General features: G+C 69.8%; 8 protein-coding genes. 2 read left to right on the top strand and 6 right to left on the bottom strand.

Features of this window, described 5'->3' with window-relative positions:
- Positions 1-26: 26 nt before the first annotated feature.
- From Ari01nite_RS37280 to Ari01nite_RS37265, 4 genes are all read right to left on the bottom strand, one after another.
- On the bottom strand, positions 27-2,114 hold the full coding sequence (locus tag Ari01nite_RS37280) for a sigma-70 family RNA polymerase sigma factor (protein WP_239163339.1): 2,088 nt from the start codon (positions 2,112-2,114) through the stop codon (positions 27-29).
- 159 nt (positions 2,115-2,273) lie between these two features.
- A complete protein-coding gene (locus Ari01nite_RS37275; RefSeq protein WP_203787291.1) occupies positions 2,274-2,480 on the bottom strand; it encodes a hypothetical protein in 207 nt (68 codons plus the stop codon).
- A gap of 13 nt (positions 2,481-2,493) precedes the next feature.
- Entirely contained in the window at positions 2,494-2,934 is a 441-nt protein-coding gene (locus Ari01nite_RS37270; RefSeq protein ID WP_203787290.1) for a hypothetical protein, read from the bottom strand.
- Entirely contained in the window at positions 2,931-3,446 is a 516-nt protein-coding gene (locus Ari01nite_RS37265) for an RNA polymerase sigma factor (RefSeq protein ID WP_203787288.1), read from the bottom strand. Before Ari01nite_RS37265 ends, Ari01nite_RS37270 begins: the two co-directional genes overlap by 4 nt.
- A gap of 81 nt (positions 3,447-3,527) precedes the next feature.
- On the opposite strand from Ari01nite_RS37265, the gene Ari01nite_RS37260 reads away from it, so the two are divergent.
- A complete protein-coding gene (locus tag Ari01nite_RS37260; RefSeq protein ID WP_239163338.1) occupies positions 3,528-4,307 on the top strand; it encodes a M15 family metallopeptidase in 780 nt (259 codons plus the stop codon).
- Positions 4,308-5,327: 1,020 nt separating this feature from the next.
- Positions 5,328-5,609, top strand: a complete 282-nt coding sequence (locus Ari01nite_RS37255; protein WP_203787286.1) for a hypothetical protein — start codon at positions 5,328-5,330, stop codon at positions 5,607-5,609.
- Here the strand turns inward: Ari01nite_RS37255 and Ari01nite_RS37250 are convergent.
- Both Ari01nite_RS37250 and Ari01nite_RS37245 read right to left on the bottom strand, forming a co-directional pair.
- Positions 5,571-9,707 carry an Ig-like domain-containing protein gene (locus Ari01nite_RS37250; RefSeq protein WP_203787284.1) on the bottom strand — a complete coding sequence of 1,379 codons (4,137 nt, stop codon included), beginning with the start codon at positions 9,705-9,707 and terminating at the stop codon, positions 5,571-5,573. The two genes, Ari01nite_RS37255 and Ari01nite_RS37250, sit on opposite strands and share 39 nt — an antisense overlap.
- Positions 9,704-12,400, bottom strand: coding sequence for a beta-L-arabinofuranosidase domain-containing protein (locus tag Ari01nite_RS37245; RefSeq protein WP_203787282.1), 2,697 nt, complete (start codon positions 12,398-12,400; stop codon positions 9,704-9,706). Before Ari01nite_RS37245 ends, Ari01nite_RS37250 begins: the two co-directional genes overlap by 4 nt.
- Between the last annotated feature and the right edge of the window lie 276 nt (positions 12,401-12,676).

Below are 12,676 nucleotides of genomic sequence, written 5' to 3'. Positions count from 1 at the left end.
GGGCCCCACACACCCGGCCGGCAACCCTAATCGCTGAGCACCGCGCCGACGCCATTCGTGGTGCGCAGGAAGTCGGTGCGGGGCAGCGAGCCGTCCGGCCGGCGCGGGCCGATCGCGGACGCCGGGTCGGTGGAGCGGAACGAGGCGGCACTCCACCCGCCCCGCTGCCAGCTGTTGCCGCTCTGCTGAGCGCCGTCCGAGGCCTGCACGTCGTAGTCCACGTTGTCGACCGACACGTTGTCGCGCAGCACGCCGGGCATGTCGCCGACGCCGAAGCCGTCCTCGCCGTTGCGGTAGGCGGTGTTGTTGATCATCTGGGTGGCGGCCTCGGCGCCCTGGTCGTCGGAGAAGCCGGTTCGCCGGTTGTCCCAGGCCGCGTTGTTGCGCAGCACGTGCGGGGCAGCCACCTCGGAAAGTCCGGCCGCCGTCACGAAACCGTCGTTGTTGCCCCAGGCCCAGTTGTTCTCCACGGTCACCGGAGAGCCGAATTCACCAAATTCAAAACCCACCGAGCCATTGCCGTACGCGCGATTGCCGCGTACCAGATTGCCGGTCCCCGAGCCGAACTGGATGCCCAGGCCGACGCCCACCCGAGCACTGCCGCCCGGATCCCGGTTGTCGTAGAAGTCGCTGTCCAGCACCTGGTTGCCGGTGGTGCCCGGATCGCGCAGCAGCAGACCGGAGCGGCCGTTGCCGTGCATCGCCAGGTTGCGGAAGATCGTGTTCTGACAACCACGGCAGACGTACGCATGATTCGGCGCGCCGGTCATCTCGAGCCCCTGCACGGTCCAGTACGCGGTGCGCTGGGTGACGGCGGCGGAGCCGTCGGGGAGCGCGGACGCGTCGATGACCGGCTGCTCGCCGCGGTAGTTGCTCAGCACGATCCGCTGCTCGGCGGTGCCGCTGGTGGTGATCTCGGTGGCCGCCGCGGGCCGGTAGGTGCCGCCGCGCAACGCGATCGTCTGCCCGGGCCGCACCACGGACGCCGCCTTGGCGATGGTCGCGTACGGCTTGCCGGCGCTCCCGTCGCCGTCGTCCGACCCGGTCGGCGCCACATAGATGTCGGCACTCCGCACACCCAGCCCGAGCACCGGCCGGCTGGTCGGCGTGTTCGCGGTGGCACCCGGTGCCCGGCCGGCCGTGCCCGGCGCCGCGGTCCGGACCACGGTCGGCGCCACGACCACCGTGTCCGAACCCGGCGGCAGGCTCTCGTGGCTGACCGCGTACACGAAACCGCCGCCGACCGCGGCCGTGGTGGCCGCCGCGACCGTGACGGTCTTGTTGTTCATCAGCCCGAACAGGCCGGCCTTGACCGGTGCGGCCGCCTTGATCCCGGCCGCCAGCGCGATCGGCACCGGCAGCGCGGCCATGCCGAACAGCAGTTCCTCGGGCGCCACCAGGCCGGCGCGGGTGGCGGTGCAGATTTCGCAGGAGCGTACGTGCCGGGCCAGCCGCTTGCGCCACAGCGGATCGGCCACCCCGTTCCAGCGCCGCAGTTGCCGGGTCAGATCGGGGCAGCGCGGCCGGGCCCGCAACGCCCGGACGATGCCGCGGGCGATGTCCAGCTGGGCCTTCATCCGCCGCACCCGGACCGCGGCGTGCATCGAGTCGACCCGGATGGCGGCGGCCAGCTCGGACCGGGTCAGCTCGCCGCTCGCCTCCTGCCACCAGAGCCCGAGCAGCCGCCGGTCCGAGTCGTCCAGCCAGCGTGCCGCCGCGACCAGCTCCCGCCGCTGGTCGGAGACCACCAGCCCGGCCGTGGCGCTCTCGGCGAAGTCGGCACGCGGGTCCGGCAGCTCGACCGGGTCGCTCACCCGGCGCCGGCTGGCCACCCGGCGGGACCGCAGGTAGACCGCGATCTGCCGGTACGCGATGGAGATCAGCCAGGACCGGAAGCGCTCCGGTTCGCGCAGTGCCGGCAGCCCGCGGATGGCCCGGATCATGGTCTCCTGCACCACGTCGTCGGCGTCCGGGTGCCCGGCCAGCGCGCGGCCGACCACGTTGTAGACCAGCGGCAGATGCTCGGCGACCAGTTCGTCGAGTGCGCCCGGCCGCCCGGCCTGCGCGGCCCGCACCAGTCGGGCAGCGTCCGGCGTGACCTGGCTCTGTGTCACCGCGCGCCCTCCGATAATGCCGACGGCATAGACGGTCGTCACTAACTTGAATGCTTCCAAAGTGGGCGGGGGAGCGCCGTGAGCTGCGAGAATGGAAGCCGAGCCGTATCGTGACACAGGGTTTCGCCGACTGTAAAGCAGGCTGCGCGGGACGCCGGTCTAACGCTTGCGCAGTTTGGCCGTCCAGGGCAGGGCAAAGAGGTAGAGCCCGGTGAAAAGCAAGAGAAAGAGCGGCAGCAGCGGCACGTAGGAAACCCATTCGATCGGGTCCTCCTGGGCGAGCGCCACAAAAGTGACGATGACCGTGACGGTAAAGGCGATGGCGAGCCAGCGGTGAATTTGCCGGATCCACTTGTTTGCGTTCATGCCATCAAGCTAGTTAGGGGCGGCGTTCCAGGGCTTCTCGATTCCTGATCAGTCGGCGTCGGGCGGACCGGGCGGCGCCCAGGTTGACGACGGCCACCACGCCGAGGGTGCCGACCAGGGCGAGCAGGGCGGGCGCGGTGCTGATCGCCAGCGCGCCGGCCGCGAAGATCAGCCAGGCGCCCAGCCCGATGCCGGCGGCGACGACCCGGTCCCGGGCGTACAGCGGGGTCCGCCGGGTCAGCGCCCAGCCGCCGAAAAACGTCCAGGCAAGACCGATCAAAACCATCAGGGCGAACGCTGCGCGCGTGCGCGCGGGCAGCGCCGGCTCGGTCAGCCAGAGCAGCCCGATCAGTCCGCTGCCGGTCAGCCCGGCCAGCGCCAGCGTCAGGTACCCGATCCGCCGGCGCAGCGACAGCGTGCCGTCGAGCCGGGCCAGCACCTCGTCCGGGGTCATGCCTGGTATCCCTTCCGCGCCAGTTCCTGGCGCAACAGCCTGCGGCCCCGGTTGAGCCGGGACTTGATCGTGCCGACCGGGACGGCGCAGATCTGCGCGCACGCGTCCAGCGGCAGGTCTTCCAGGTAGAACAGCAGCAGCACCTCGCGCTCGCGTTCCGGCAGGGCGGCGAGCGCGCCGCCGAGCATCTCGCGGTCGACCACGGCGTCCGTGTCGTCGGTGCCGGCCACGTCGTCCTCGATCGCTTCCGGGCGCCGGTACGCGTCCCGCAGCCGGTTGGCGACGGCGCGGCGCGCGATGGTGAACAACCAGGGCGCGAACCGGTCGGGCCGGCGCAGCCGGGGAAGGTTCTGAAAGACGGCCAGCCAGATCTCCTGCACCACGTCGTCCTCAGCGCCGGTCAGCATCCGCGAGACATACCGCTCGACCGCCGGGTGCCAGGCCCGGACCAGTTCGGCGAAGGCGTCGCGCTCGCCCAACTGACACCGGACCACCAGTAGTTCGTCGTTCATCTGCCCTCCTTCGCCTACTCAGTCGGCGCACACGCCGCGCAGGTTCACGCCGCCTTCCCTGCGTACCGTTATGGTCTGATTGTGGCTTTTGATCTTCGCGCTCTGGCACTGGCCGTGACCCTGCTCGCGGTGCCCGCGCCCGCCCAGGCGGCGCCGTCCTTCGTCGACAAGTCTTTTGTTGACATGGCTGCGGTGGATCGGACCATCCTGCACGACATCCGGTACGCGCAGTCCCACAACTTCGTAGGCCGCCCGATCCGCGGCTACGCCGAGCCGAGGTGCCTGCTGAGCCGCCAGGCGGGCGTTGCGCTGCGCAAGGTGCAGGCGTACGTGCGCCCGCGGGGTTACACGCTGAAGGTGTACGACTGCTACCGTCCGCGACGGGCCGTCCAGGACTTCGCCGCATGGGCGTCGAATGCGGCCGACACCCGGATGAAGGCCGAGTTCTACCCTCGCGTGTCGAAGTCCCGGTTGTTCAGCGACGGTTACCTGGCCCACCGCTCCGGCCACAGCCGGGGCAGCACGGTGGACCTGACCCTGGTAAAGCTGCCCGCCGCCCCGGCGTCGCGCTACGTGGCCGGCCAGCCGCTGGTCCCGTGTTACGCGGCGGCGGCCCGTCGTTTCCCCGACAACTCCGTTGATATGGGCACGGGCTACGACTGCTTCGACCCGATGGCCGCCACCCTCCACCCACGCGTGACGGGTATCCCGCGAGCCAACCGCTTGCTGCTACGCCGCGTGATGACCGCAGCCGGCTTCACCAATTATTCAGCGGAGTGGTGGCATTACACGCTGAAGAACGAGCCCTACCCCGACACCTACTTCAACTTCCCGGTAGCCCGAGCCTCCGTGCCCCGCTGAGCCTCCGTGTCCCGCTGAGCCTCCGTGTCCCGCTGAGCCTCCGTGTCCCGCTGAGCCTCCGTGCGGCGGGTTCGCAGCTCGGACCACGCGGCCCCAGCCCAGCTCCGCACCACTTCGACGAGTCCCCAATATGGTGAAATTTCGGGCAGGGAACGGCGGGCAGGGAACGGCGGTCGGGGGTGTGTGGTCGGGGGTGTGTGGTCGGGGGTGTGATCATGCGCAGCGGAGTTGCACAGGGGGCGGACCAGGCGGCTCAACCCGCGCTGCGTCGCCCCGCCACGCCGGAACCTCACTGACCGCAGGCGGCCCAGACCTCGCGCGACCGTCACTCCCAGAACAGCTCTGTGACCGCATCCCGAGACGGCTTTCCCGCATAGCGCGACGCGGTCAACTGCCGTCCCAATCGGTGACCGGCGCTCCCACATGCCGGATCCCGGCCGTCATAAAAGCCGTATCAACCTCATACCGCCAGGGTGACCCCGCGATCTTGTCGAGATCCTGTCTGCGGCAAACGCGAAGTCTTCAGGGCCGCCCGGCCGCCGTCGCCTGATCGACGGATCGGAGGTCCGCCGCGATGCAACGGCTCGCGAGAGCACACGATGGCAGCGCTGCCATTGCGCCCCTGCGCGCGCCCGCCTTCCGCACCCCACCTAGCGCTTCGACCTCCCGCACCTCATCTAGTGCTTCGACCTCCCGCGCCCAACGTCCGCGGCCCCGGCTTGGCCAGCCTTACCGGCTTCGCGCGGTCGGCTTTGCGCGCCCAGCCTGCGCCAGCTCCGCGCCCCGCGCTGGCAGATATCGCCTATGTCTGACTTGCAGGGGATTGGATTGCTGCGATCGGGCGGCGGAAATTTGCCGCTGAGGGAATGAGCGGGGCGTTGGGTGGGTGGGACTGATCGGAGAGCGTCGTTGGCGCGTAATAGAAGGGCGAAGGTCTTCTTGGGAGTGACGCCAAGGCGACGGGCGGGTTCCGATCAACTAGGGAGTGGGATGAGGATGGGGGGCCTGGAGGTAGCGGGGATGGTTTTTCTGTTCTTGTTCGTCTTTGTTGTGATGATGATCAGCGCGCTGGTTGTGTGGCCTCGGGTGGGCGGCAAACTGCCCGTGGCGGCTCAGCCCTGGCGCGCCGAGGCCGGGGACGGCGGCGGTAGCGCCGCCGCCCCGGCTGGGTGGGAAGGGGTGCTGGCTGCCGGACGGATCCGGGGGGAGATCAGCCAGCGCGACTATGTGCGGGCGATGGAACAGCTGGTTTCGGGGGAGCCGTCAGCCGGCCTCCCGGACCGTTACCGTCGCGGTCGCTAGTTTGTCGGTTCCGGCAACCGTGCCGGTCACCTCGAAGGTGCCGGGCGCGGCGTAGGACGCCGGATCGATGGCTGCCCAGGTCACCGCTATGCGGCTGTCCTTCGAGCCGTCGTTGTAGACGGCGGTCACCGTGGTGGGCAACTGCGGCGCGCGGGCCACCGTGGTGGTCGCGGTGACCGGGTCGATGGTGTTGATCTGGACGGCGTTCGTCACCCGGACCCAGATGGACAGCGGGGCCATGGTGCCGCCGGCGATGCCGTTGATGCGCACCTCGCTGCCGGGCTGGGTGAGTTGATCAGCCTCGACGGCCGGCCAGCGGACGGGGGTCTGGCTGCGCGAACCGTCGGCGAAGACCTGCTCGACCGTGGCCGGCAACTCGGGCACCACGCCGGCGGTGGTCGGTAGGTGGACCGGTGTGGTCGACGCCGGCTTTTCGGCCAGCACCTGCCACTCCGAGACGCCGATGGCCGAATAGGTGGTGCCGTTCGAGTCGGCGTTGAAGGTGGCCCGCAACGCCGTTGTGCGTACCGGGTCGAAGGTGGTGGCGTTGCTGCCGGTGGCTTCGACCGGGAAACCGCTCGCCCCAGTCACGTCCGTCCAGGTTTCGCCGTCGGCGGCCAGGTACTGCAGCTTCCACGAGGCCGGCACGACCACGCCGTCGCCGGTGCCGCGTTCGGCGTCGTGCCAGAACGTGATGTCGGAGCCGGTGAACCGGACGGCCTCCGGCCAGGTGTACTGCAACCAGCGGGTGGCCGGCCGGGTGCCGGACCAGGTGCCCCACAGCTCGGCCTGGGATCCGCCGGTGTTGAACGCCTTGCCGTCCTTCACCGCCGCCACGTTGTTCCAGCCCGCCGTGTACTCGGCCGTCGCGGTGGCCGAGGGGGCCACGTTGGCGCCGGCCTCGCCGGGGTCGGGTGCCTGGACCGTCAGGTCGAAGCTGTTGGTCAGGCTGCCGTCGGACGCGGAGAGGCGGAGCACGTACGTGCCGCCGTGCGTGACGAACACCGAGGTGCTGGGGCTCGCCGGGTTGTCGATCACCGCGGTCGCACCCTCCGGCGTGGAGACCACCGACCAGGCCGACGTGAGCGCACCCGTCGGCAGCCCGTCGTCCTTGACCGAACCCGCCAACGGGAGCGCTCCGGGCGGGGCGGTCGCGGTCGGATCCACGTACGCGTCAATGCTTGGTTTTTGATTGCGTGGTGCCTGCTCGCGATCCCCGGTGGACTGGACCACGACCTCCTTGACGCCGGTTTTGAAGCCGGGCTGGTGGCGCACGGTGAGCCGGATCTTCTGCGCGCGGACCGGCCGGAACGCGGACTCGTTGAGATTCGCGCGCGGGACCGTGGGCGTGCGCAGCTGGCCGGGGATCGGGCGCCAGGTGCCGTTGTCGTCGTAGGAGAGCTGGTAGAGCGCCGGTTCCGCGTAGCCGGGTACCGTGCCGGTCGACGACGAGCGATAGAAGTGCACCCGGATCTCGTCGAATGTTCGCGGTGTGCCCAGGTCGAGGTCGAGTGTGTCGGTCGGCGTGGTCGAGCCGGCGGTGCCCCAGAAGGGTTCGTTGCCGGTGTAGCCGTCGACGGCGGCCGAGGCCGGGCGGTTGGCCGCCGCGAAGGAGGCGTTGGCTTCAGCGCGCAGATGATCACGAGAGGATAGAAGGTTTTTGCCGGCTTTGGCGAAAATGTCGGTGACCCGATCGCGTGCCGAGTAGGACACCTCCACCGGTGCGTCCAGGTGGCTCCGGAAGGCGGCCGTGACCGTGCCGCCGGCCGGCAGCGAGGAGCGGCCCGTGCGGGGGTCGAAGACGATCGGCTTGAGCGAGTCCACCGTGACCGCGAGCCGGCCGTCCAAGAAGACCGAATAACCCTCAGGAACATCGGTGCCGTACGGGCGCTTGCCGTCACCCGGCTTGTCCCAGGTGATCGTGAGGTCGCGGTCGCGGTACCGGACGTTGTTGACCGTGAAGTGGTCCCAGCCGACGTCGATCGGCGACAGCTCGATCTTGGCGTCACTGCGCGGGCGCAGGCCGGCCACGTCCTCGATCACCGTGAAGTTGGTGGCGCCCAGGATGGTGTGGTGGATCCACGACCGGTAGCCGATGCGCTGCGGGTCGGGGCTGCCGTCGGCCCAGAACTCGTTCTGGTCGGGGTAGCGGTTGTCCCCGCTCTGGAAGTGTGACCAGGCGTTCCAGTAGAGCAGCTTCTTGTAGTAGTCGGCCGAGAGGTACTGGCTCGGGTAGTTGCGCAGCACCGACGACAGGAACCGGAACGTCACCGTCGAGTTGATCACCGAGAAGTTGTTGCTGCCCGGCTCGCCGGCCTCGGCCGCCGCCGCCTTGTCCTTCTGGTTCGCGGTGAAGAACGGGAAGATCGGGTACTCGGCAGGGTCGTCCCACAACCGCAGCGCCTCCCGGTACTCCGGATCCTGGGGCATCAGGCCGACGGCGTACGGGTAATAGTTGTTGATCTCTTTCCACGGCACCCGGGCCTGGTCGCCCTCCGCGATCCGGTGCAGCGGCAGCTTCGACTCGGGATCCCAGAGCACGTCCAGCACGGCCTTGCGCACCCGCTCGGCCAGCGCATCCATCGCGTCGGCCTGCGCGGTCTTCCCGGCCGTGCGATAAGCGGCCGCCGCCGCGCGAGCGTTCGAGTAGAGGTACGCGCTCTCGGTGCGGTCCATCGCCGCGCCGGGACGCCAGTGGAACGACACCGCGTCGGCGTCGTTGCCGGTCATCGCGCCCCAGTCGTACTCGATCAGGCCGTTGTCGTTGCCGTCGAAATCGCGCAGCAGGCCCTCGACGTCGTGCTGGCCGTAGCGGCCCAGCGACTCGGCCACCGCGGGCGGCCCGCCGTGCAGCTGGTACGAGCGCCACGCCGCCTCGGTCAGGTACTGCGTGTAGCTGTTGGACCAGTTCGCCGGGTCGCCGGGGTTGTCGGTGTACTTGCCGCTCTTAGCCACCTCGCCGGCCGACACCCAGGTCCCGTACGAGTAACTCGGGTCCCGCAGGTATTTGAGGTCGTCGACGAACATGCCCGAGGTCAGCACGATGGCGTTGTTGTAGCCCAGCACGCCCTCCATCGCGGTGGGGAACTGGTAGTCGTTGCCCGGGATGTCCGCGTCGAGGAAGTTGAACCGCATCAGCCACCAGCGGTAGTACAGCGACTTGTCGATGTTGTCCTCGGGCAGGTCGATGTACGGGATGTTCTCGGCCCACCAGCGGTTGTAGGCCGTCACGTGCCGGGTGTAGGCGGCTGCCGGGCCGCTGCGGCGCACCTGCTGGTAGGCCGAGAGCGAATCGGTGATCAGGCCCAGCTGCAGCTTGGTGCGGACCTTAGCACCAGCCGGGATCGTGCGTGGGGAGCGCAACTCGCCGGAGGCCGGCGTGAACCCGTCACCCGAGAACCGCGGCCGCAGCGTGGTGAGCCGGTTGAACCCGATCATCGTGCCGGTCAGCTCGGCGCCCTCGACCGTGGCGGCATACTGCGACTTGGCTGTCAGCGTCACCTCGCGCGCCTGGTCACCGGTGTTCTGCAGCTCGAGCTGGGTGACCGCGACGTTCGCGTCGGTGATGTACTTGGTCTGCACCACCGACAGCCCCGCGCCGGTGAACGTGGACCGCCAGTAGCTCGGCGTCTGCTTGCGGGCCGCGGTGTCCTCGGTCAGCGTGATCGCGGCGCCGTCCCCGTCGAGGGCGGTGATCGCGTACCCGGCACGGCCGATCGACTCGATGTACGCGAGATCGCCGCCGAAACCCAGCACGGCCGGGTCGTGGGTCTTCATGAAGGCGGCCCGGCCCCGGCTGAACATCCACCGGTTGCCGTCGCTGTTGGCGGCCACGGCGTCGCCGGCGGTCCCGGTGCGCACCAGCATCCGGTCCATCCAGAAGTCGTGGTCGGTGTCCGACCCCGCACCCTGCCGGAGATCGCGCCGGAAGATCGCGTCCATCATCGAGCCGGTCCGGTAGGCCACGCCGGTGGCGGGCACCGGCGTCTCGCTGCCGGCGAACACCGGCAGGCCGATCGGCTGGTCGGCCCGGGCCGGAACGGCGAGGAAGGCGGTGGCCAGCACGCCGGCGGCCACCGCGGTGACGATTCGTCTCATCCGGCCGCTCCCCGCACCGTGGCCGCCTCGGTGGCGCTCAGCAGGCCGGCCGACTGCCACTGGGCCGCCACCTCGGACACCGCCTGGCGGAACTGCGCGCGGTCGGCGAACGGTGCGCGGCTCCACAGCACGTCGAGGAAGGTGCGCCCGGTGGCGTCGGCCCGGTTGGCCACGCCCGAGTCGGTGCCGGTCAGCACGATCCGCGGCTCGGTGCGCCGGAAGTACGTGTGATAGGCCTGCGTGTCGCCCTGGTAGAAGGGCGCGAACGTCACGCTGCCGACGGTGAACGTCAGCGGCTGGGTCGCCGGCCGGGCGACCGCGGTGAGGTCACCGGACAGCGGCAGCGAGGGATACAACGTCACCGGCAGGTTGCTCGTCGACGAGGACTTGCCGATCAGCGCGACCGGCCCGTACCGCAATGCCTGGAGCGTGGGATCGTCGAGTGTGCGTTCGACATAGAGCGTGTACGGATACCGGATGACCACCCGGTCGCCGTCCCGCCAGACCCGGTTGAGGCTCACGTAGCCCTCCTCGGCGGCCGCTTGGAGCACCTGGCTGCGGCCGTTGACCGTGGCCGTGAAGCCGCTGCCGGCCCAGACCGGGACGCGCAGCCGCAGGTCGAGCTCGCCCGAACCGCCGATCGTCAGGGTGGTGCTCTGCGCCCGCGGGAAGTCGCCGGTCATCGTGACGGTCAGCCCGCGCTGGGTCCAGTTCAGCGTCGACGGGAGGTACAGGTTCACGTACAGCACCGACGAGTCGGCCGACCGGAAGTAGATGGAGTCCTGATACTTGGTGTGGTTTTCCAGTCCGGTCCCGCCACAGCAGGTGCCGATGTTGCCGTAACCGCGGGTCACCCCCGGGCCGACCGGCACCATGTAGGTCACCAGCGGGTCGGTGGTGCTGTCGGCGTCCCGGCGGGACGCCAGGATCTGGTTGACCAGCGTCCGCTCGTAATAGTCGAAAAGCCGGGCGTCGGGCCGGTGCGAGAACAGGTTCCGGGCCAATTTGATCATGTTGTACGCCGCGCAGGTCTCGGCGTTCGTGGTGTTCACGATGGAACCGGCGATCCGGTCGCGGGCCCGGAAGACCTCGCCCTGCCCGGTGCCGCCGTGCACGTAGGTGCGATGCGGCACCACCATGTCGTAGAAGTTGACCGCCGCGGCCTGGTAGGAGGCGCCGCCGGCCTGCTCGAACATGCGCAGGTAGCCGAGGAACTGCGGGATGTGCTGGTTGGCGTGCTTGCCGTCGAGCGTGTCGGTGCCGGCCGCGCACGCCGCCAGCAGCGCCGTGTTGTCGAAGCAGCGGGCGGTCACCATGAACCGTTCGTCCCCGGTCAGCGAGTAGAGGTCGGCCATCACCTCGTTCATGCCGCCGTACTCGCCGGCGATGTACAGCGACCACATGCGATCGAGTTGCGCGCGGGGCAGGCGGCTGAGCCGGCTGTGCACCCACTCGCCCATGCCGCGCACCACCTCGAGCGCGGTCGCGTTGCCGGCCAGCGTGTGCGCGTCCAGCAGGCCACGCATGATCTTGTGGCAGGTGTAGTAGGGCGCCCAGATGGCCGGGTAGGTGGTGTACGCCTCGAGCTTGATGAACTGCGTTTCCGGGTACGCGGCCAGGAAGCCCCGGTGGCTCGGGCCGGACGAGTTGCCCTCGCCGGTCACCACCGACGCGTGCCAGGAGCGGCCGGACGAGTCGGCGACTGCGGTGCCGGTGCCGTCCTCGAACCGGTACCAGGCCAGGTTGCCGTGCGTGCCGGTGCCGGCCGCGGCCAGCGAGCCCACCTCGGCGGCGGTCAGCACCCGGTCGTACAGGTGGAACTCGTCGACCGAGCCGGCCAGCGTGGCGTCGCCGTACTGCGACCGGCCGATCCAGTTGTTCTTGGGCGCGCCCAGGCTGGCCGGGGTGAGCGTGACGGCGTTGTTGGTGCCGGCCACCGCCCCGTTCACATAGAGTGTCGCGCTGCCGTTGCCGAGCGTGACGGCGAGGTGCACCCACTGCCCGACCGGCAGCCGGCTGGTGCCGCGCACCCGCTGCTCGCCGCCGCTGCCGCTGGTGGTGATCGCGAACCGCGGTGCCCCGCCGTCGTCCACGGTCAGGAACATGTTGGCGGAGGTGCCGGTGCCAAAGTCAAAGGCTCGTGACCACGTACGCAACTCCGTCAGCCGGACCCACAGGGCGATGCTGAACGTGCGCAGACCGTCCACGGTCGCATCGGGCAGCCCCACGTACTGTCCCGTGCCGGTCAGCACCAGGCCGCCACCGACCCGCCCGGTCGACCAGGTGGCCGCCGGCGCTCCCGAGCCCGGCTCGCCGACCTGCTCGTTCAGCGCGTCCTGGCACTCCTTGAGCCCGGTGACGAGGTAGTCGAGCTTGGTCTTGAGGGCGGCCTCGCCGGTGTCGGCATAGGCCTGAGCCAGCAACGACAGGAAGTGTCCGCTGTAGTGCCCGCGCAGGTTGCCGGTGGCGTCGTCCCACCCGCCGGGCGGCTGCGCACCCCGGGTGTCCAGCCCCGCGGTGGCCCGGAAGTTGCTGAGGATGCGGTCGGCCGGGTAGGCGCGGGCGTACGCCAGCATCCGGTCCCGCTTCTCGGTGAAGATGCTGGTCCGCAGGTCGACCTGGGCGAGGTCGAACGGCACGGCGGTCCAGGAGGCCGGCACGGGCAGTCCGTTGACGGTGGTGGGCGCTGCCACGGCTGCTCCTGCCGGTGTCGAGCCGATGAGGGTCGATCCGGCGGCCGCCGCCCCGACTTGCAGCACGCGCCGGCGAGAGACCCGAAAGCCTGTCATAAAAACCTACTCCTCCTGATAGCCGAAAATTTTCGGCGGTCACGGCAACGCCGGACCGGAAGGCTGGCACTTGACCATGGATTATCGACAGACTCTAATTACCGAAAATGTTTTCGGAAACCCCCGCCGTCCACCCGCGACTCAACCCTGCCGTGCCGGCGCCGATTAAGGCGAGCAAGC

The organism is Paractinoplanes rishiriensis, assembly GCF_016862375.1.
GTDB lineage: Bacteria > Actinomycetota > Actinomycetes > Mycobacteriales > Micromonosporaceae > Actinoplanes > Actinoplanes rishiriensis.
Note: the sequence above shows the minus strand (reverse complement) of the source record. Positions and strands in the feature narration are given on the sequence as shown.

Bases quoted from the DNA above. Each gene is read 5' to 3' on its own strand.
- Ari01nite_RS37270 (WP_203787290.1), bottom strand. From the start codon at position 2,934: ATGACCCCGGACGAGGTGCTGGCCCGGCTCGACGGCACGCTGTCGCTG.
- Ari01nite_RS37255 (WP_203787286.1), top strand. From the start codon at position 5,328: ATGGTTTTTCTGTTCTTGTTCGTCTTTGTTGTGATGATGATCAGCGCG.
- Ari01nite_RS37265 (WP_203787288.1), bottom strand. From the start codon at position 3,446: ATGAACGACGAACTACTGGTGGTCCGGTGTCAGTTGGGCGAGCGCGAC.
- Ari01nite_RS37250 (WP_203787284.1), bottom strand. From the start codon at position 9,707: ATGAGACGAATCGTCACCGCGGTGGCCGCCGGCGTGCTGGCCACCGCC.
- Ari01nite_RS37275 (WP_203787291.1), bottom strand. From the start codon at position 2,480: ATGAACGCAAACAAGTGGATCCGGCAAATTCACCGCTGGCTCGCCATC.